19 protein-coding genes and 1 pseudogene are annotated in these 18,137 nt (G+C 70.3%); 4 read left to right on the forward strand and 16 right to left on the reverse strand.

Annotated features, from left to right (window positions below; genetic code table 11):
• Positions 1 to 85 precede the first annotated feature (85 nt).
• Entirely contained in the window at positions 86 to 805 is a 720-nt protein-coding gene (locus tag ACLQ2T_RS21135; RefSeq protein WP_425768070.1) for a hypothetical protein, read from the reverse strand.
• 144 nt (positions 806 to 949) lie between these two features.
• Here ACLQ2T_RS21135 and ACLQ2T_RS21140 point away from each other — a divergent pair, with 144 nt between their 5' ends.
• The 3 genes from ACLQ2T_RS21140 (at position 950) to ACLQ2T_RS21150 (ending at position 2,658) form a co-directional block, all read left to right on the forward strand.
• Positions 950 to 1,381 (forward strand): OsmC family protein, encoded by a 432-nt coding sequence (locus ACLQ2T_RS21140; protein WP_425768071.1) that lies wholly within the window; start codon positions 950 to 952, stop codon positions 1,379 to 1,381.
• A 160-nt stretch (positions 1,382 to 1,541) separates the two neighbouring features.
• Complete coding sequence (locus ACLQ2T_RS21145; RefSeq protein ID WP_425768122.1) at positions 1,542 to 1,886, forward strand: metallopeptidase family protein; 345 nt, start codon at positions 1,542 to 1,544, stop codon at positions 1,884 to 1,886.
• A 55-nt stretch (positions 1,887 to 1,941) separates the two neighbouring features.
• Entirely contained in the window at positions 1,942 to 2,658 is a 717-nt protein-coding gene (locus tag ACLQ2T_RS21150) for an AIM24 family protein (RefSeq protein ID WP_425768072.1), read from the forward strand.
• A gap of 78 nt (positions 2,659 to 2,736) precedes the next feature.
• Here ACLQ2T_RS21150 and pheA read toward each other — a convergent pair whose 3' ends face one another.
• The 4 genes and pseudogenes from pheA to ACLQ2T_RS21170 form a co-directional block, all read right to left on the reverse strand.
• On the reverse strand, positions 2,737 to 3,693 hold the full coding sequence (gene pheA, locus ACLQ2T_RS21155; protein ID WP_425768073.1) for a prephenate dehydratase: 957 nt from the start codon (positions 3,691 to 3,693) through the stop codon (positions 2,737 to 2,739).
• A gap of 112 nt (positions 3,694 to 3,805) precedes the next feature.
• Positions 3,806 to 4,285: pseudogene (locus tag ACLQ2T_RS21160) on the reverse strand (hypothetical protein); the annotation flags it as partial.
• A 210-nt stretch (positions 4,286 to 4,495) separates the two neighbouring features.
• A complete protein-coding gene (locus tag ACLQ2T_RS21165; protein WP_425768074.1) occupies positions 4,496 to 4,951 on the reverse strand; it encodes a hypothetical protein in 456 nt (151 codons plus the stop codon).
• A 174-nt stretch (positions 4,952 to 5,125) separates the two neighbouring features.
• Positions 5,126 to 5,866: a hypothetical protein gene (locus ACLQ2T_RS21170; RefSeq protein WP_425768075.1), complete on the reverse strand. Its 741-nt coding sequence runs from the start codon at positions 5,864 to 5,866 to the stop codon at positions 5,126 to 5,128.
• Between the two features lie 163 nt (positions 5,867 to 6,029).
• On the opposite strand from ACLQ2T_RS21170, the gene ACLQ2T_RS21175 reads away from it, so the two are divergent.
• On the forward strand, positions 6,030 to 7,229 hold the full coding sequence (locus tag ACLQ2T_RS21175; RefSeq protein ID WP_425768076.1) for an arginine deiminase: 1,200 nt from the start codon (positions 6,030 to 6,032) through the stop codon (positions 7,227 to 7,229).
• Positions 7,230 to 7,266: 37 nt separating this feature from the next.
• On the opposite strand, the gene ACLQ2T_RS21180 is transcribed toward ACLQ2T_RS21175, so the two are convergent.
• The 11 genes from ACLQ2T_RS21180 to ACLQ2T_RS21230 form a co-directional block, all read right to left on the reverse strand.
• Entirely contained in the window at positions 7,267 to 8,151 is an 885-nt protein-coding gene (locus tag ACLQ2T_RS21180; protein WP_425768077.1) for a DUF5926 family protein, read from the reverse strand.
• Positions 8,152 to 8,265: 114 nt separating this feature from the next.
• Positions 8,266 to 8,679 carry an ATP-binding protein gene (locus ACLQ2T_RS21185; RefSeq protein WP_425768123.1) on the reverse strand — a complete coding sequence of 138 codons (414 nt, stop codon included), beginning with the start codon at positions 8,677 to 8,679 and terminating at the stop codon, positions 8,266 to 8,268.
• A gap of 67 nt (positions 8,680 to 8,746) precedes the next feature.
• Positions 8,747 to 9,988 (reverse strand): sensor histidine kinase, encoded by a 1,242-nt coding sequence (locus ACLQ2T_RS21190; RefSeq protein ID WP_425768078.1) that lies wholly within the window; start codon positions 9,986 to 9,988, stop codon positions 8,747 to 8,749.
• Between the two features lie 48 nt (positions 9,989 to 10,036).
• Complete coding sequence (locus ACLQ2T_RS21195) at positions 10,037 to 10,828, reverse strand: glycerophosphodiester phosphodiesterase (RefSeq protein ID WP_425768079.1); 792 nt, start codon at positions 10,826 to 10,828, stop codon at positions 10,037 to 10,039.
• A gap of 9 nt (positions 10,829 to 10,837) precedes the next feature.
• Positions 10,838 to 11,173 carry a rhodanese-like domain-containing protein gene (locus ACLQ2T_RS21200; protein ID WP_425768080.1) on the reverse strand — a complete coding sequence of 112 codons (336 nt, stop codon included), beginning with the start codon at positions 11,171 to 11,173 and terminating at the stop codon, positions 10,838 to 10,840.
• 48 nt (positions 11,174 to 11,221) lie between these two features.
• Positions 11,222 to 12,160 (reverse strand): LCP family protein, encoded by a 939-nt coding sequence (locus ACLQ2T_RS21205; protein ID WP_425768124.1) that lies wholly within the window; start codon positions 12,158 to 12,160, stop codon positions 11,222 to 11,224.
• Positions 12,161 to 12,356: 196 nt separating this feature from the next.
• Positions 12,357 to 13,550 carry an LCP family protein gene (locus ACLQ2T_RS21210; protein WP_425768081.1) on the reverse strand — a complete coding sequence of 398 codons (1,194 nt, stop codon included), beginning with the start codon at positions 13,548 to 13,550 and terminating at the stop codon, positions 12,357 to 12,359.
• A 181-nt stretch (positions 13,551 to 13,731) separates the two neighbouring features.
• Positions 13,732 to 14,970, reverse strand: a complete 1,239-nt coding sequence (locus tag ACLQ2T_RS21215; RefSeq protein ID WP_425768082.1) for an LCP family protein — start codon at positions 14,968 to 14,970, stop codon at positions 13,732 to 13,734.
• Positions 14,971 to 15,038: 68 nt separating this feature from the next.
• Positions 15,039 to 16,013, reverse strand: coding sequence for an NAD-dependent epimerase/dehydratase family protein (locus ACLQ2T_RS21220; protein ID WP_425768083.1), 975 nt, complete (start codon positions 16,011 to 16,013; stop codon positions 15,039 to 15,041).
• A gap of 74 nt (positions 16,014 to 16,087) precedes the next feature.
• Positions 16,088 to 17,764: a solute symporter family protein gene (locus ACLQ2T_RS21225; protein WP_425768084.1), complete on the reverse strand. Its 1,677-nt coding sequence runs from the start codon at positions 17,762 to 17,764 to the stop codon at positions 16,088 to 16,090.
• Positions 17,761 to 18,114 carry a DUF485 domain-containing protein gene (locus ACLQ2T_RS21230; RefSeq protein WP_425768085.1) on the reverse strand — a complete coding sequence of 118 codons (354 nt, stop codon included), beginning with the start codon at positions 18,112 to 18,114 and terminating at the stop codon, positions 17,761 to 17,763. The genes ACLQ2T_RS21225 and ACLQ2T_RS21230 overlap by 4 nt, the downstream gene beginning before the upstream one ends.
• Between the last annotated feature and the right edge of the window lie 23 nt (positions 18,115 to 18,137).

Raw genomic sequence — 18,137 nt, forward strand, 5'->3', positions numbered from 1 at the left:
ATGGCTTTCCGACGAATCGGGTGTGACGCAGGGAAGGGACCCTTCTTAACGTCTGGCGTACCGCAGGGGTGGCTCCGGTGACCGATCAGTCGGATCGGGCCTCGCGGGCGAAGGGCACCGTGGGGGTGACCGTGATGTCGATCGGTCCCCGGCCCTCGGCCTCGTCGGCGAAATCGGCCGGGCGGCGGGGACGCGGCTGACGTCGAGCCGGCTCGCCGGCCGTGCCGTCCGGTGCGGAGGTGGCGCGGACCAGGGCCGCGGCGAACAGCAGGACAGCCAGGAAGGCCATGATCAGCCCTCGTCCGTACTCGATGCGGAAGCCGTCCTCGACCGAGTAGCCCATGGCCCGCCGACGGTCGTCGTCCAGCGAGGCTGCCGTGCCCACCAGTACGGCGACCAGACCCAGGGCCAGGGCCAGGCCGGCGACCCGGGCATTGGCCCGTACGGCGAGGGTGCCGCGCAGCGTCAGTGCGGCCGTTACCCCCAGGATGAGCATCCCGACCACGTAGCCGACCCCCAGATTGCCGATCTCGGAGACGCTGCTCAACAACTCGACCGGATCGGCCCCCTCACCCCCGCCGGTGGGAAAGGTGACCTTGGCCCACTCGCCGAGCAGGGAGGCCAGGGCGGCGGCGGCACCGAGCCCGGCGAGCAGCAGGGGCAGCCGGTGGTCGCGGCCGAGGCCGCCGAGAGCCGTACGCCATCGGTTGGAGCCGGTCGGCTCCTCGTCCTGCGCTCCCCACTCGAGGACGCTGGCGTCGTCGGAGCGGTCGTCCTGCCGGGGGATGGGGAGGTCGTGGGTCACCGCTGCGCCTCCTTGTGGCCGGACCGAGTGCCCAGGCGAGGTCTGTCCCGAATCATGGCACAGCGGGCCAGCTACGTCATGGAAGGTGCAGGCAGCTGCCCGGTCGGTCGGCCGACGGGCGCGGATTCGGCTAGCGTCAGCTCCATGCCTATTCGTACCGCTTCCGCACGCTGGCAGGGCAACCTCCCCGAAGGGTCCGGCACCATCCGCACCGGCAAGGGTGGCCTGGAGGGCAACTACTCCTTCAAGTCCCGCTTCGAGGAGGGTGAGGGCACCAACCCCGAGGAGCTGATCGGCGCCGCGCACGCCGGCTGCTTCTCGATGGCCTTCTCCAAGGCCCTCGCCGACGCCGGCACGACGCCGACCTCGGTGGAGACCACCGCGAAGGTGCACCTGGACAAGACCGAGGCGGGCTTCACGGTGACCCGCATCGAGCTGGAGACCGTCGGTGTCGTACCCGGCATCGACGAGGCGCGCTTCGCCGAGCTGGCGGAGACCGCCAAGCAGAACTGCCCGATCTCCCGCCTGCTCTCCCCCGCCGCCACCATAACCCTCACCACCCGCCTAACCTCCTGACCCCGAACCCGCCCCACGCACCCTCACTCCACCCCATGTCCCCGTCGATCTTGCACTTTCGGTCGCCGCATTACGGTGCAAAAGCCGTGTAAGGGAGACCGAAAGTGCAAGATCGCGGTGTGGGGGTGGGGTGGGGGTGGGTGAGAATGGGCGGGTGGCGGTGGAGATGGAGCGGGAGCGGTTCGAGGAACTCGTGGGGGAAGCCCTCGATGAGGTTCCCGAGGAACTGCTGACGCTGATGAGCAATGTGGTCATCCTCGTGGAGGACGATCCTCCGCTGGGGGAGGATCTGCTCGGCCTCTACGAGGGACACGCGTTGACCGACCGGGGGTGGGACTACGCGGGGGTGCTGCCGGACCGCATCCTGATCTACCGCAACCCCATCCTGCGGATCTGTGAGACCGAGGACGATGTCGTCGAGGAGGTGGCGGTGACCGTGGTGCACGAGATCGCCCATCACTTCGGCATCGACGACGAGCGCCTGCACGACCTCGGCTGGGGCTGACGGTTGCGTCGCTGCCCTACCGTCTCGACCAGGTACGGCGAGTACGGAGGAAGACATGCGCAGCGAACTGTTCTCAGCGGCGAACCTGGAGCGGGAGTCCGCGCAACCCGGCATGCGGCTCCAGAACGCCAAGATGCTCAAGGTCGAGCTCAATGGTGAGATGTTGGCCCGGGTCGGCTCGATGGTCGCGTACCAGGGGCAGGTGCAGTTCCAGGCGCTGGGCTCCGGCGGACTGGGCAACTTCCTCAAGCAGAAGCTCACCGGGGAAGGCGTCCCGCTGATGAAGCTCACCGGCCGGGGTGACGTCTTCCTGGCCGACTTCGCCAAGGACGTACACATCATCGATCTCGAACCGGGCGACGCGCTGTCGATCAACGGTTCCAGCGTCCTGGCCTTCGACCCCACTCTTCAGTACGACATCAAGATGGTCGGCGGGGCCGGGATGGCCTCGACCGGCCTGTTCAACTGCGTCTTCACCGGGCAGGGCCGGATCGCGGTGACCACCCGGGGCACCCCGGTGGTGCTGGCCGTCGACGCGCCCACCTATGTGGATCCGCAGGCGGCGGTCTGCTGGTCGGCCGGGTTGCAGACCGGCTACCACCGGGCCGACCAACTCGGACTCGGCACCCTGCTGGGCCGCACCACCGGCGAGGCGTACACGATGAGCTTCGCGGGGCAGGGCTTCGTCGTCGTCCAGCCGTCCGAGGAGCCGCCGATCATGGGCAGCGGCCAGCAGGATCAGGGTGGGGTGCTCGGCGGCCTGTTCCGCTGAGCCGACCCTGGACCAGCGCGACGACCACCCACGCGAGGCCCGCCCACGCGACGGCCGCCGACCTGGCGGCCGGGACGGTCAGCTCAGTTCGCCGGCTCTGAGTCGGGCGAGCCAGGCGGCGGCGTCGGCGTAGTCGGCGTCCGAGAGACCGGCGGGGGCGGGAACCGGGTGCCCGCCCGTGCTCCCGCTCCACCGGTGTCGCGGATAGGAGCCGAGGAAGCGTACGTCGGAGCAGACCCGGCGTAGGCCCTGAAGTGCCTCACCCAGCCGGACGTCTGCGACGTGACCGGTGCAGTCGAGGAAGAAGACGTACTCGCCGAGGGCCTTGCCGGTGGGGCGGGACTCGATCCGGCTGAGGTTCACCCCTCGGACCGCCAGCTCCATCAGGACGGACAGCAGGGCACCGACCCGGTCGTGCGCGATGTACACCGCCAGCGATGTCACATCGTCGCCGGTGGGCGGGGGAGGCGGACCGGGCCGGGCGACCAGGGCGAACCGGGTCACCGCGTCCGGATGATCGGCGATCTTGTCAGCCAGTACGGCCAGACGGTGCCGGGTGGCGCCGATCGGAGCACAGACCGCCGCGTCGTACTCGCCCGTGGCCGCCCCGGCCGCCGCCGCTCCGTTGGAGAGTACGTCGATCACGGTCGCGTCCGGCAGGTATGCCCGCAGCCAGTCGCGGCACTGGGTGGAGGCCTGCGGATGAGCGGCGACGCTGCGCACCGTCGACAGCAGGGTGCCCGGACGCGCACCCAGGACGAACTCCACCGGCAGGATCACCTCGCGGGTGATCATCAGCGGCTCCCCCTCGGCGAACTCGTCGAGGGTCACCCCGACGGCGCCGCCGATCGAGTTCTCCAGGGGGACCAGGGCGGCGTCGGCCTCCCCGGCGCGTACCGCGTCCAGCGCCTCGCCGACGCTGCGGGCCGGTGTCCGGGTGCCCCGCTCGGCTGCGGGCAGAGTGCGCAGGGCCTGTTCCGCGAAGGTGCCCTCGGGACCGAGGAAGGCGAAGCGTGTCGGCGGTGTTCCCGGCATGGTCTCCAGCCTACGCACCCGGGGTGGACGCAGAGACCGAAGGAGTCGCAGCAGGTGTCGTCGGCAGCGGGGTCGGAACGATCGGCGCCAGGGTCGGCAGGGGCGCGGTGACCCCGGAGTCGTCGCCGCAGGCCAGGGTACGGATGCCGGGGGGTGCGGTGACCCGCACCTCGACCGCGCACACGTCGGTACCGGCGGTGACCAGGCGCAGATTGCCCGCCTGCCGGCGGGTGACCACGTGCAACGGCTCGTACCCGGTCACCTCCAGGGCGGTGAAGTGCCAGTCTGCGGCGCAGGACGGACCACTGCTGACCTTGACCTTCGCGTTGCGGGGCAGCAGGCCCTGGCGACCACGGACCAGGTTGATGACCTGCTGCGCGGAGGGTTCGCCCCGACAGGCCACCGCGACTCGACCGGTATCCGTCGAGGGTGCGACCGTACTCGCGACCGGTGGTACGGCGACCGAGGGTGGCGGGGTGCTGGGCCCGCCCATGGTCGGGCTCGCCGCGACGGTCGGCACCCGGGATGTGCCGCCGTCGCGTGACTCCGGAGGCTCGCCACAGCCGGACAGCAGGAGCCCGGCCAGCGCCAGGGCACCGCAGAACCGCCCGGTGAACCGATACGGGTCGCGGCCGACCCGCGAGCGGCCGACAGCGGCGCGACGGAGAGGGCTGGGCGGCACAGGAGGGGTCCTTGCGGCAGGCGGGGGTGTGCTGGGGTGGCCGGGGCCGAACCCATCGTAGGAGGAGCCGCTGCCGAGGCGGAAGGGCAGCGGCCGACCCGCCGGTCGGTGCGGGGTGGCTCAGACCTCGGAGAAGAAGGTCAGCGAGCCGGCCACGGCCCCGGCGGCCAGTACCGGTGTGGAGACCGCGTCGACCGTGGCGTCGGACCCACCGGCGGCGGACTCGATGCGCAACAGCCCTCGGGCCAGGCGACCCGAGGTGAGCGCCAGCAGCGGTGGGATCTTGTCGATCTCCGGCTCGGTCAACTCACCTCGGTTGGCGGTGAAGTCCAGCAGCCGCAACCCACCGTCGAGCAGGGGCAGGCCGATCAGCTCCTCCGGGGTGCCCAGGCAGAGCAGGTCGCAGCCGGCGGCGGAGACGGCCAACACCCGCGTCTGGGCGTCGATCAGCAGACACGGCTCATCGGCGCTGGACACCGTGGCTGACCAGCGACCGATGTTGTCGTACTCCAGCTCTGTCGGTGTCCCCGTCGTGGGCGCGAACACTTCCGAGAGCGAGAGTTCGACGTGGGCCACCGCGCCTCCTATGTACACCGACGGTACGTCCACGCTAGCCGGTCGCCGCAGTGGCCGCTGACCGTTGCGTCGCGCATCGGATCGTCGATGCGATCGGTGCCCCGGGCGGCAACGGCGCGGGCCTGGTGGAGTACCGAACCGGGACGACCCGGCCGCGTGGCGTCGCCGCAGACGTTACCGGTGGGTGGCCGCCTTGTCAGCGGCCGTTCGGCCGTCCTCGTACCACCGGTAGTCCGCCACCGGATGGTGACCACCGGTGGTCCAGGTGCTGGGATGCTGGGCGACCCGGGACAGCTTCTCCGCGGTGGCCGGGCTGATCCGGTTGCCGCCCGCGACGAGCAGCCGGTCGAGTTCCCGGTGGGTGGCCATGAGGCAGTCCTTCGGCAGGCCGTAGACGCTGATCACCCCGGAACCCACGAAGGTGAGCACCGGGGTGACCGGAATCGGATGCCCGACCGCCGAGGTGAGGGCCTTGCTGGCACGCCTGGCGTCCCGGCGGGCCTCGGTCACGTACGGCGGACGCTTGCCGTTGATCTGCACCACGTCACCGGCGACCAGTACGCGGGCCCGGCCGTGGTCGGCGATGGTGACCGCGAAGAGGCCGCTGGGCCCGATGGCGAGGAACCCGGCCCGGTTGTCGTCACTGCCGTCCAGCAGCACATCGGTGGGATCCACCCGGGGCCAGTCGACGACGTGCCAGGCCGGCCCGAGGTGGCCCAGTTGGCCCAACGCGCGGGCGCCGGCGGCTTCCAGCCGTCGGGCTCCCCGCTCGGCCCGGCGACGCCGGGCCCACTCCAAGGGGGACGGACGAGGGGCCGCGGTCACCCCTGACGGCTCCGTCCGGGGATGCGGTACCGCCACGGGCGGCAGTGCCCGGGGGGAGGGTACGGCTCGACGAGCGGGAAACACAGTCATCGCGACCTCCGGCAAAAGGTCCCTCGAAGTTACTTTCTCACTACCCTACGTTGCCGGTCCGGGTGGTCGGCAAGCCGGAACGCCGGAATGACTGCGGATGAATGCCGTATTCATTCACAGCCGTTTTCCCGGATGCCGCCAAACCCTGTCCTACGCTGCGACTGTGACCCACTACGTGGACAGTGAGGTCGGTCGACTGGGCACTGTGCTGTTGCACCGTCCGGGGCCGGAACTCGCCCGGCTGACCCCGCGCAACAACGACTCCCTGTTGTTCGACGCGATCCCGTGGGTGGGGCGGGCCCAGGAGGAGCACGACGCCTTCGCCGACGCCCTGCGCCTGCGCGGCGTCGAGGTGCTCTATCTCACCGATCTGCTCACCGAGGCGTTGGCGGTGGCGGACGCCCGGGTCGAACTCACCGAACAGGTGCTCAGCTCGCCCCGGCTCGGCGACACCCTGCGGGCCCGGGTCGCCGCGCACCTGTCCTACCTCGATCCGGCCGCTCTGGCCGGGGCCCTCGTGGCCGGTCTGGCCCACGAGGAACTGAAGATCGGCCGGGACCGTCCGGGCGGGCTGGTCTACACCCTGATGGACCGGCACGACTTCGTCATCGACCCGCTGCCCAACCTGCTGTTCACCCGGGACTCCTCGCTGTGGATCCGCGACCGGGTAGGGGTGACCAGCCTGGCCATGCCGGCCCGTCGGCGGGAGACCACCCTGACGGACGCGATCTACCGGCACCACCCCCGGTTCGCCAATACGGAGTTCGTCTACCGGCCCGATCTGGAGCATCTGGAGGGCGGTGACGTCCTGCTGCTGGCCCCCGGGGTGCTGGCCGTCGGGGTGGGCGAGCGGACCACCCCGGCGGGCGCCGAACGGCTGGCCCGTCGGGTCTTCGCCGCCGAACTGGCCCACACCATCCTCGTCGTGCCGATCGCTCAGGAACGGGCGACCATGCACCTGGACACCATCTGCACGATGGTCGACGTGGACGCGGTGCTGATGTACCCGAACGTCGCCGCCTCGCTGTCGGCGTACACCGTGATCGCCGGGGCCGACGGCGACGCCCCCCGGGTCGACGGCCCGGCGCCCTTCCTGCGGGCGGCGGCCGATGCGATGGACCTGGACCAGCTCCGGGTGATCGACACCGGTCTGGACCCGGTCACCGCCGAGCGGGAGCAGTGGGACGACGGCAACAACACCCTGGCCCTGGCCCCCCGGCTCTGCGTCGGCTACGAACGCAACATCGAGACGAACGCGCAGTTGGAGCGGGCCGGCATCGAGATCATCCCGATCGCCGGCTCCGAACTGGGCTCCGGCCGGGGCGGTCCCCGCTGCATGTCCTGCCCCCTGCTGCGGGGTTGAGCGGGGCCCGGGGGCCCCGCTCAACACCTTCGAACGGTCAGCGCAGGGTCAGCTGGCGCCCGAGCAGCCCCTGCCGGGACCGGCGGGCCGCCGCGTCCAGTGGCCCGGCCTCGGCGAGCGCTGCGGCGTACCGCTTGGCGAACTCGGCGACCGGCTCCTCCCACTCCTGCGCCGGGGCACTCTCGGGCAGGTCCCAGACCGGTACCAGTCGCCCGTGCGCCCGGAACATGCCCGCGAACTTGGTCGACTCGCCGAGGGTCAGCGAACCGGCCGCGCTCAGCCGCGCCAGAGCATCCAGGGCGGCCTCCTCGTCCTCCGGCAGCACCCAGCGCACATGCGCCTTCTCCGGCACCCGGCACCAGTACGCGGCCGGCGCGGTAGTCAGGCGTACGGTCGGGTAGATCGCCGCGTTGGCCCGCTCCAGCGAGGCCTGCACGGTCGGGTCGTCGACGGCCTCCGGAACCAGCCAGAACTCGAAACCCTCGTGCAGGGTGATCTCCAGCGGGCCGTCGACCAGGATGTCCTGGAGGCGGGGCCCGGGACCGGGCAGGGGTGGCACGGTGACCGGGGCGCCCGGTTCCGTGCGCAGCGCGCAGAGCAGCGAATCGGCCAGATCCCGGGACACGTCACCGGACTGCTGGTGCCGCTGGAGCCCGATGAAGACCCGCCCGTCCTGCCGGCTCATCGCCGGTGCGGCCATCGGCAGCACGGTGGCCAGGGTTACCGGACGATCGCCGTACTCCTCGGCCACCTCCGGGGTGAGGCGCAGCGGCGCGGAGGCCGCGGGCACCAGCTCGCGCAGGGCGATCCACTGCGGCTCGTCGGCCAGCCCTTCGAAGGGACGGGGCACGAAGACGTCGCGTACCCGCTCCCGCTTGACGCTCGGAGTGGCTGCTCGCTGGTTCTTTCGACGCTTGCTCACGGCGAGACAGCCTAGAGGCCCGGGCGGCCCGGCGTGGGCCGGACCCACCCCGCCACCCCGGCGGGCCCCTCAGCCTTGGCACCAAGGGCGCTCAGCCGCCGCCACCAAGGGTGCTCAGCCGGCGGCCACCAGGGGGGTGCGTTCCGGCGCGGGGTCGAAGTCGGCCCAGACGCTCTGCCCCAGGCCGTCCCGTTCCACCCCCCACCGGCTGGACAGCCCGGAGACGATGTGCAGCCCACGACCGTCGGCCGCGCCGGAGTCCGCCGGGCGCACCTGCGGACCGCAGGCGGCCCCGCCGTCGGTGACCTGGAGCCGGACCTGGGTCCCCTCGGCCGTGCAGCGCAGCCGCCAGGACACCCGGACCACCCCACCGGGCAGGGGGTCGGCATGTCGGACGGCGTTGCCCACCAACTCGGCCAGGACCGCCACCAGGTCGGCCAGGACCGCCGGAGTCACCACCTCGGCCAACTCGGTGGCGAGTCGCTGCCGGGCGATCCGTGCCCCGGTGGCGTGGTGGGGCACCACCACACACCATGCTCGTTCGACCGCTGCCGTCGACACCTCTGCCCCTCTTCCGACCTGTGAATCCCGCCGTTCACCTGCGGGGCAGTCGTACCTCCGCGACCGTACCCCCACCTGTCCTCGGTTGAAGGAATACCCAGCCATTCTGCTGTTCAACGATCCGGCGGACGAGATAGAGGCCCAGACCGGTGCCGGGATAGCGCCGCCGGTCCCCGGAGTCGCCCTGCCAGAACCGGTCGAAGGCGCGTTCGACATGCTCCGGGCGTACGCCGATGCCACGGTCGCTGACCCGGAGATTGACGGTCCGGGCGTCTGCCGAGGCGCTGATCTCGATCGGCGAACCGGGGGGTGAGTACTTTCCGGCGTTGGTGACCAGTTCGGTGAGCACGGTGGCCAGGCTCTGCCGGTGCCCGACCGCCCGGGGCAGCTCGGGCGGCACCTCCACGCTGGCGCGGCGGCGCAGATCGGTGGGCAGGTCGGCGATCGCCGCCCGGAGGGTCTCGCCGAAGTCGAAGGGCGTCGGTGGGCCGTCCCCCGGCCACACCTCCGCAGCGGAGGAGAGCAGCCGGTCCAGCAGCCGAGCCAGCTCGTTCGCCCGCTGCCGGATGACCCGGGCGGCCTGGCGCCGGTCGGCCTCGCTCAGCGAATCCCAGTGGTCGCTGAGGGTGTCGGCGTACCCCTTGATCACGGTTACCGGGGTACGCAGCTCGTGACTGGTCACCGCGACGAAGAGGTCACGTTCCCTCTCGGGATCCTCCTGGTCGTCGGGGTCGTCGACGGTGGGGCGGTCGGTGACCGCCGGGGCGTCACCGTGCACCGGCAGGCCGTTCTGGTCGCCGTACAGGTGGGCGATGCAGGTGCCGAGATAGGCGATGACCCCCCGCTGTTCCGTGCTGGGCTCCTCGAAACCGGCCAGGTAGAGGGCGTGCAGGCTGCCGACGGTGTGCCCGCCGAGCTCCGCCCGGGACACCACCATCCGCCGCAGGCCCCGGTCGGCCAGTCGCCGGGCCAGGTCGTTGGTCAGGTGGTCGGTGCGTACGCACCGCACCCGTGGCCCGGCCAGCAGGCAGGCGGTGGCCGGGTCGTTGGCCGGCAGGGGCCAGCCCAGGGCCCACTCGGCGGCCCCGGTGGCGGCGATCACCCGCCCGCCGTTCGGCGCGAACTCCACGAACGCCATGCCTGCGGCCCCGAGTGTCGGCTCGGCCATCCGCAGCAGGCGGGTCAGGACCGGCAGGCCGGCATCACCGGAGTTGATCATTTCGATGATCGCGGTGTGTCCGGCGATGAGGGCGGAGTAGTCGGTGGAGTCCGGCATGACCCCGAGTGTGCACCGCCCCTCCCCTCCTGGGCACCCCCGAGCGGACTACCGGCTCAGTCGAGCCAGGGTGTGGGCCGGACGATCGGTGATCACCCCGTCCACCCCGGCCGCCAGCACCAGGTCGAGGTCGTCCGGCTCGTTCACCGTCCAGACGTAGACCTGGTTGCCGGCCGCTCGCAGGGCCGGTACCAGCATCGGGCGGGACCGCACCAGCCCGATGCCCGGACCGGCGATGCCGGCGCCGAAGGGCAGGCGGCCCAGCCGCAGAAAGCGCGGCAGCACATCCAGCAGCAGCACGGTCGGCAGGGCGGGGGCCAGCGCCCGGATCCGGCGTACGGCCAGCGGGGAGAAGGACATCACGGTCACCCGTACCGGGGTGTGCGGGCGCGGCTCGGCCAGGCCGTACCGGCGCAGCAGGTCGACCAGTCGACGTTCGACCTCCCCGCCGTGGCGGGAGGGATGTTTGGTCTCCACCAGCAGCCGTACCGGTCGACCGGCGGAGAGCACCGCCTCCAGCAGCCGTTCCAGGGTGAGCAGCCGGGTGTGCGAGGCGTCGAGCAGCTCCGCACCCTCGGACGGTACGCAGCCCGGGTGCCAGGAGCCGAAGTCCAACTCCTCCAACTCGGCGAGGGTACGGGTGCTGACCGGTCCCCGGCCGTTGCTGGTCCGGTCCAACCGGCGGTCGTGTACGCAGACCAGGTGCCCGTCACGGGTCAGCCGGACATCGCACTCCAACCCGTCGGCGCCCTCCTCCAGAGCCCGCAGGTAGGCCGCGAGGGTGTGCTCCGGCAGGTCGTACGAGGCGCCGCGGTGCGCGAATACGAGGGGTGCGCCCATCGGGTCCGCCTACAGGACCCGGCCCGGCTGTCCGTCGCCGGCCACCACCGGCCGCCCGGCGTCGGCCCAGCCGCCCATGCCACCGGCCACGTTGCGCACCTGGTCCCATCCGTTGCGCATCAGGTAGGTCACCACCTGGGCGGAACGTCCGCCGGAGCGGCAGATGACCGCCACCTCGCGGTCGTTCGGCACCTCGGCGATGCGGGCCGGCAACTCCATCATCGGCAGGTGATGCGCCTGCGGCGCGTGGCCGGCGGCCCACTCGTCGTCCTCGCGCACGTCGAGCAGGTAGGTGTCGTCGGTGATCTCGGAAACGGTCACTGTGGGTATCTGGGATCCGAACACGGGTACCAAGGGTAGATCCCCGGCGGGCCGGACGCCGCCGAACGGTCCTCAGAGGGTGGTGACCCAGCGCGGATGCGCTCCGGCCCACTGCGGCATCCGGGTGCCGCGTACCGCCTCGAACAGCCCTTCGCCCCCGTTGTCGAGCACGACGTAGGAGACCTGATCGATGGTCTGCGGGTACGAGGGCACCTGTACCCCGCGCAGCCCGTCGGTGGACAGCCCGCGCAGCGCCAGCAGCAGGTCCTCCACCGGAACCCCGTTGGTGTCCACCGTCAACGACTCGCCGACCGCCTGGATGAGCTGATGCACCTGGAGGGGATTGCTGCGGATCCGGGTCTGCCCGGCACGTTCCAGCATCGCCCCCAGGAGTTGCTGCTGGTGGGTCTGCCGGTCGTAGTCGCCACCGGGCAGGTCGTAGCGCTGGCGTACGTAGTCGAGGGCCTGGGCGCCGTCCATCCGCTGGCAGCCGGGCGGGAAGACCCGGTCGGTGTGGATCGAGCGCACCTCGTTGCGTACGCACATCTCCACCCCGTCGAGCAGGTCGATGACGCGGCGCAGCCCGGCGAAGTCGACCACGGCGGCACCGTCGAAGCGGATGCCGGTGAGCCGGGTCAGGGTGGTGGAGAGCAGTCGGGCCCCGGAGGTCCCGCCTCCGCCGTACTCGTAAGCGCTGTTGATCTTGTCTTCGCCGCCCGGCCAGCCGGTGCCGGGCGGGATGGTGACCAGCAGATCGCGCGGTACGGAGACGAGGTAACCCTCACGTAGCCCGGTGGGGATGTGCACCATCAAGATGGTGTCCGTGCGTTGCTCCGGACCGGTGTCGCCGGGACGCCGGTCCGATCCCACCAGCAGGTAGTTCAGGGGCCCGTCCAGGTCGGTGCGGGCGGTGCGGGCGGAGGGGTCCAGCAACTGCTCGTGGGCGATGGTGCGGGTGTACCGGTCGGTGAGCACCCGGAGGCCGACCACGGCGACCGCCGCCAACAGCACCACCACCAGCCCGACACCGAGCAGTACGCGGGCCCATCGCGGGTGCCGGGAACCCTGCCCCGGCGACCGCGTCCCGCCGTCGCCCGTCCGCCTGGCCGTGACGCCCCTCCCTGAGCCCGACATGAACCCTTCTCATGTCAGGCTAGGAGAGAATCACGCAGGGTGACCGGGGTTTCCGGGCATCCGCTGCCCGCCGTCACTTCCGGTTGGAGATCACCTCGGGGTTGTAGAACACGAACTCGGCCAGCTTGTCCTGCCGGATGGCCCGGAACATGTCCAGGGTCTGCTCGTCCAGGGTCTCGTTGCCGCTGCCCGTGGCGTTGTAGGTGCCGCCGTTGGTCTTCAGCATGATCAGCTCGTTGCCGGTGACGCCCCGCATGGTGAAGACGAAGTCCTCCACGGAGACACCGCCGGTGTCGAGGATGAAGGCCTTGCCCGCCGCCTTGATCAGCTCGTTCAGCTTGATCGGGTTGGTCAGGGTGCCGTTCTGGCTGGCCTTCTTGGCCATCGCCTTGATCAGTTGCTGCTGGTTCTGCTGGCGGTCGTAGTCGCTGTTGGCCAGGCCGTAGCGCTGCCGGGAGAAGTCCAGCGCGGCCCAGCCCTCCATCTCCTGGCAGCCCTTCTTGTGCACCACCGGAGTACGCGGCTTACCGGTCTTCTTGGCGTCCGCGTTCCACATCGGCTTGCCGTCGACGTACGACATGTGGATCGACTCGATGTCCTGCTTGGGGCAGATCCGCACCGAGCCCAGGGCGTCGATGATGTTCTTGAAGCCGCCGAAGTTGATGATCGCCGCCCCGTCGAAACTGACGCCGGTCATGTTCTTGATCGTCTGGGCCATCAACTGGGCGCCACCCTCCCAGCCGCCGCCGTTGCTGGCACCGGCGCGGAATGCCCCGTTGATCTTGCCGACTCCACCCGGGTAGTTGGTCTTGGGAAAGGCGGGGATCTGCGCCTCGGTGTCCCGGGGGATCGAGATCAGGTACGCCTGGTCATGGGTCGCCGGGATGTGCAGCACGATGATGCTGTCCGCCCGCACGTTGTCGGCGGCCCAGCGCTCCCGGGCGTCCACGCCGAGCAGGAGCAGGTCGATCGGGCCCTTGAGGTCGGACCCGCCCTCCGCCAGGGTCTTCCCCGCGTCGCCGATCAGATTGCGCTGGGTGATGTTGCCGGTGGCCTGGCTGATCACCGCCTTGCTGCCGACGATGGCGACACCGCTGGTCATCATCAGCGCGGCGCCGAGCACCACGGTCAGTCGGGCCCAGAGGGGATCCTTGCGCCGCGGACGCCCCTTCCCGGCCTTACCGGATCGCTTCTTGCCCCTGGAGGTCGGCGGTGGGGTGGCAGCCGTATGAGGTGGTTCGAGCAAGGCGGGGCTGTGAACCGGCATGCGCGCTCCAGCTCGTCTGTAGCAAAAGGGGGCGGAGACACTTTACGTACGCATACCCACCGAAGCGAGTCCTTCCGACGGCCAGTTCTCGTTCTCCGCCGCGTCATCCTGCCGAAATGACCGAATGGGCAGAATCAAATGTACGATCGCCGATTGGCTCACCGGAGGTGCGCGATCACCGTCAGTTCGTGGCGGAGGGTTTGTTGGCCCGCATCCAGTCGGTCATCGTGTCGGCGGACATCGCACGGTACATGGTCAGGGCCTTCTCCCGGTCGGAGACCACCACGGACTCACCGTCGATGTTCTGGCTGCCCAGATGCGGGCTGGTGACGAAGGTGAGGTTCTCCCCCCGCAGGTTACGGAACTGAATGGCCATGTCGGTCAGGGAGAAGCCGTTGTCGACCGTCACCGCGTCGGTCACCGACCGGAGGAAGGCGTTGAGCTTCTTCGGGTTGGTCAGGGTGCCCGTACTCGCCGCCTTGTCCATCAGGGCGCGCAGGAACTCCTGCTGGTGGCGCATCCGGGCGAAGTCGCCGTCCGGGAACTGCTTGCGCTGACGGATCCAGTCCAGGGCCTCGGTGCCGTTCATGTGGTTGGTGCCCTTGGTGAACTTCCGGTACGGCTTGTGGATCGAGGTGATCGTCTGCTCCACCTCCAGATCCACTCCGCCCAGGGCGTCGGTGACCTGCTTGAAGCCACCGAAGTCGATCGCCATGACGTGATCGATGTGCACGTCGGTGAAGCACTCGACCGTGCGTACCGCCAACGGCAACCCGCCGAAGGCGAAGGCGGCATTGATCTTGCGGCGCTGGCCGGTGCCGCAGTCCGCCCCGGCGCTCTCCGGAATCGGCACGTACAGGTCCCGGGGGATGGAGACCAGGTATGCCTTCTGATGGTCGGAGGGGATGTGCATGACGATGATGGTGTCGGCCCGCCACTCACCGGCCTGGTCCATCGGGGCGTCCGGGTCCCGCGAGTCCGTGCCCACCATCAGGATGTTCAGCGCACCGTCCACGGCCTTCGCCGGCCGATCGCCGGTGAGCTCCGAGAAGGGGTCGGTCCGGGCCATGTTGTTGTCCAGGCTGCGGGCGTAGAACCAGGCCCCGGTGCCACCGATCAGGGCCAGGGCCAGCACCGCGATGCCGGCCACCAGGGCGATGCGTCGCCAGTGCGGCCGGCGCCCGCGGGGCCGACCACCCCCCGGTCCGCCCGGTCCGTTCGGCCCGCCGGGTCCACCCGGGCCCCCCGGGCCCCCCGGACCGCCCGGTACGACCGGCTCCTCGTCGTAGCCGGGGCGCCACCTGGTGGTGTCGGCCACCCGGGCGGCACGCCCACCGCGACCAGGGCCGGGCACCGCCGCGCGCCCGGCGCTGCGGTGCAGGTGCGGGAGCCGGAGGGCGGCGGAGTTGGTCGCTGACATGTAACTCAGGGTACGCAGCCGTAGCCACTGCCGCCCTGCGTCGAGCCCTCACGTCGGGGCCGGAGCGGCTAGCCCAGCTGCTGCCGGAAGTGGTCGATCGTGCGGCGCAGGCCCACCTCGGGGGTGACCGTCGGCTCGTAACCGAGCAGCTCCCGGGCGAGGGTGAGATCGGGTCTGCGCATCTCCGGGTCGTCCGCGCTGCGCGTGACGTAGGTCACCTCGGACCTGCTCTCGCAGAGCGACACGATCGTCTCGGCCAGCTCCCGCATGCTCATCTCGTCCTCGGTGCCGCAGTTCACCGGCCCGCTCTCGGTCGAGTCGAGCAACAGCAGGATGCCCCGGACCAGATCCGCCACGTAACAGATCGAGCGGGTCTGGTCGCCGGTGCCGTGCACGGTGATCGGCTCATTCCGCAGCGCCTGCGAGATGAAGGTCGGGATGGCCCGCCCGTCGTCCGGCCGCATCCGGGGACCGTAGGTGTTGAAGATGCGTACGATCGCGGTGTCCAGCCCTCGGCTGCGCCGGTACGCCATCGTGGCGGCCTCGGAGAAGCGCTTGGCCTCGTCGTACACGCTGCGGATGCCGATCGGGTTGACGTTGCCCCAGTAGGTCTCCCGCTGCGGGTGCTCCTTGGGGTCGCCGTACGCCTCGGAGGTGGAGGCCAGCAGGAACCGGGCGCCGTCGGCCACCGCGCGGTCCAGCAGGTGCAGGGTGGCCACCGAGCCCACCCGCAGGATCTCCACCGGCAGCTTCTCGAAGTCGGTCGGGCTGGCCGGTGAGGCCATGTGCAGGATCGCGTCGAACCGCTCCGCCAGCGCGGGATGATCCGGCAGCCCGTCGGAGACGTCCGCCTCGACCAGGGTGAAGGTCGGCGTGTCGAGCAGTTGGGCCACGTTGTCCTTGGAACCGGTGACGAAGTTGTCCACCGCGACCACCGTGCAGCCCCGAGCGATCAATGCGTCCACCAGATGCGAGGGCACGAAGCCGGCGCCGCCGGTGACCAGGACCCGGTGACCGGGACCGAAACGCTGCTCAACCTTCATACCGAGAGCCTAAAGGAGGGGCCCCCTGTTAACGCCTCGCGTGGTACAGGGGGCCCCTTTTCAACCGGTCCAGGTCAGTGTGCTCCGGCACCGGTGAGGGAGCGCACCTCCAGTTCGGCGTACTTCTCCTCGTCGCTCTCCTTGGAGATCACCGTGCCGATCCAGCCGCAGAGGAAGCCGAACGGGATCGACAGGATGCCCGGGTTGGACAGCGGGAACCACTGCCAGTCGTGGTCCGGGAACATCGCCGTGGGGGCACCGGAGACCACCGGCGAGAAGAACACCAGCACCACGGCCGCGAGCAGGCCGCCGTAGATCGCCCAGACCGCTCCGGAGGTGTTGAACCGCTTCCAGAACAGGCTGTAGAGGATCGCCGGCAGGTTGCCGGAGGCGGCCACCGCGAAGGCCAGCGCCACCAGGAAGGCCACGTTCAGGTTCTGCGCGTAGATCGACAGGGCGATGGAGACCGCGCCGATCACCAGGGCGGAGATCCGGGCGACCCGCACCTCCTGCCGTTCCGAGGCCGTCCCCCGCTTGACGACATTGGCGTAGAAGTCGTGCGCCAGGCTGGAGGAGGAGGCCAGGGTCAGACCCGCGACCACGGCCAGGATGGTGGCGAAGGCGACCGCTGCGATGATGGCCAGCAGTGCCGCACCGCCCAGGTCGCCGCCGAAGAAGTCGATCCCCAGGGCCTCGGCCAACTGGGGTGCGGCTGTGTTGCCGGCCCGGTCCTGTTCCCGGATGGCGTCGCCACCGACCAGCGCCGCCGCCCCGAAACCCAGGGCCAGGGTGAGCAGGTAGAACGAGCCGATGATGCCGATCGCCCAGAGCACGCTCTTGCGGGCCGCCTTGGCCGTCGGGACGGTGTAGAAGCGGATCAGGATGTGCGGCAGACCGGCGGTGCCGAGCACCAGCGCGATGCCGAGGGAGAGCAGGTCGACCTTGTTGTAGAAGGTCTGTGTCGCGTTGCCGGCGACCTCGACCCCGTACCGCAGACCGGGTTCCAGGAAGGCGGTGCCCTGCCCGGAACTCGCCGCCGCGTCACCGAGCAGCGAGGAGAGGTTGAACTTGTACTTCGCCAGCACCAGCAGGGTCATCAACAGCGCGCCACCCATGAGCAGGAACGCCTTGACGATCTGCACGTAGGTGGTGCCCTTCATGCCACCCACCGTGACATAAATGATCATGAGGGCGCCGACCATGATGATGGTCGCCACCTTGGCGGTGTCCGCGTCCATGCCCAGGAAGGTGGTGCCCGGCCGGATGCCGAGCAGCAGCGCCACCAGGGCCCCCGCGCCGACCATCTGGGCCAGTAGGTAGAAGATCGACACGGTGATGGTGGAAACCGCCGCCGCCGTACGCACCGGACGCTGCCGCATCCGGAAGGCCAGCACATCGGCCATCGTGTACCGGCCCGAGTTACGCAGCAGCTCCGCTACCAGCAGCAGGGCCACCAGCCAGGCCACCAGGAAGCCGATGGAGTAGAGGAAGCCGTCGTAGCCGTACAGGGCGATGATGCCGGCGATGCCCAGGAAGGACGCGGCGGACATGTAGTCGCCGCCGATCGCCATGCCGTTCTGGAAGCCGGAGAAGGACCGGCCGCCGGCGTAGAAGTCGGTAGCGGTCTTGGTCTGCCGGCTGGCCCAGATCGTGATGGCCAGGGTGGCGGCCACGAAGGCCAGGAACAGCGCGATGGTCAGGTTGCGAGCGGTCGTGTTGCCCGCCTCGGCCGCGAGGATCGTCGTCGTCACGAGTCACCCCCGGTGAGTTCGTCGCGGATCTTGTCGGCCACCGGGTCGATCTTCCGGTCGGCGTACCGGGAGTAGAGCCAGGCGATGAGGAAGGTGGAGACGAACTGGAGCAGGCCGAAGACCAGCGCCACGTTGATGTTGCTGCCGAACAGTCGCGTGCCCATGAAGTCTCGCGCGTACGCGGAGAGGATCACGTAGAGCGCGTACCACAGGAAGAACGCGATCGTCATCGGGAAGACGAAGCCCCGCAGGGCACGGCGTAACCCGGCGAATTCGTCCGACCGCTGGACCGCGAGGTACCGCTGCGGATCCGAGTCGGTCGGCGCGGTAGCGGGTGTGTCCGTGGACATTTGATCACCACCTTCACAGGCGT

Origin of the sequence: Micromonospora sp. DT229 (assembly GCF_049844505.1) — a bacterium.
Taxonomy (GTDB): domain Bacteria; phylum Actinomycetota; class Actinomycetes; order Mycobacteriales; family Micromonosporaceae; genus Micromonospora.

Excerpts from the sequence above, each read along its gene's own strand:
- ACLQ2T_RS21210 (WP_425768081.1), bottom strand. The coding sequence starts at position 13,550 with ATGCCGGTTCACAGCCCCGCCTTGCTCGAACCACCTCATACGGCTGCC.
- ACLQ2T_RS21220 (WP_425768083.1), bottom strand. The coding sequence starts at position 16,013 with ATGAAGGTTGAGCAGCGTTTCGGTCCCGGTCACCGGGTCCTGGTCACC.
- pheA (WP_425768073.1), bottom strand. The coding sequence starts at position 3,693 with ATGCCGGGAACACCGCCGACACGCTTCGCCTTCCTCGGTCCCGAGGGC.
- ACLQ2T_RS21190 (WP_425768078.1), bottom strand. The coding sequence starts at position 9,988 with ATGCCGGACTCCACCGACTACTCCGCCCTCATCGCCGGACACACCGCG.
- ACLQ2T_RS21170 (WP_425768075.1), bottom strand. The coding sequence starts at position 5,866 with ATGACTGTGTTTCCCGCTCGTCGAGCCGTACCCTCCCCCCGGGCACTG.
- ACLQ2T_RS21195 (WP_425768079.1), bottom strand. The coding sequence starts at position 10,828 with ATGGGCGCACCCCTCGTATTCGCGCACCGCGGCGCCTCGTACGACCTG.
- ACLQ2T_RS21140 (WP_425768071.1), top strand. The coding sequence starts at position 950 with ATGCCTATTCGTACCGCTTCCGCACGCTGGCAGGGCAACCTCCCCGAA.
- ACLQ2T_RS21215 (WP_425768082.1), bottom strand. The coding sequence starts at position 14,970 with ATGTCAGCGACCAACTCCGCCGCCCTCCGGCTCCCGCACCTGCACCGC.
- ACLQ2T_RS21150 (WP_425768072.1), top strand. The coding sequence starts at position 1,942 with ATGCGCAGCGAACTGTTCTCAGCGGCGAACCTGGAGCGGGAGTCCGCG.
- ACLQ2T_RS21230 (WP_425768085.1), bottom strand. The coding sequence starts at position 18,114 with ATGTCCACGGACACACCCGCTACCGCGCCGACCGACTCGGATCCGCAG.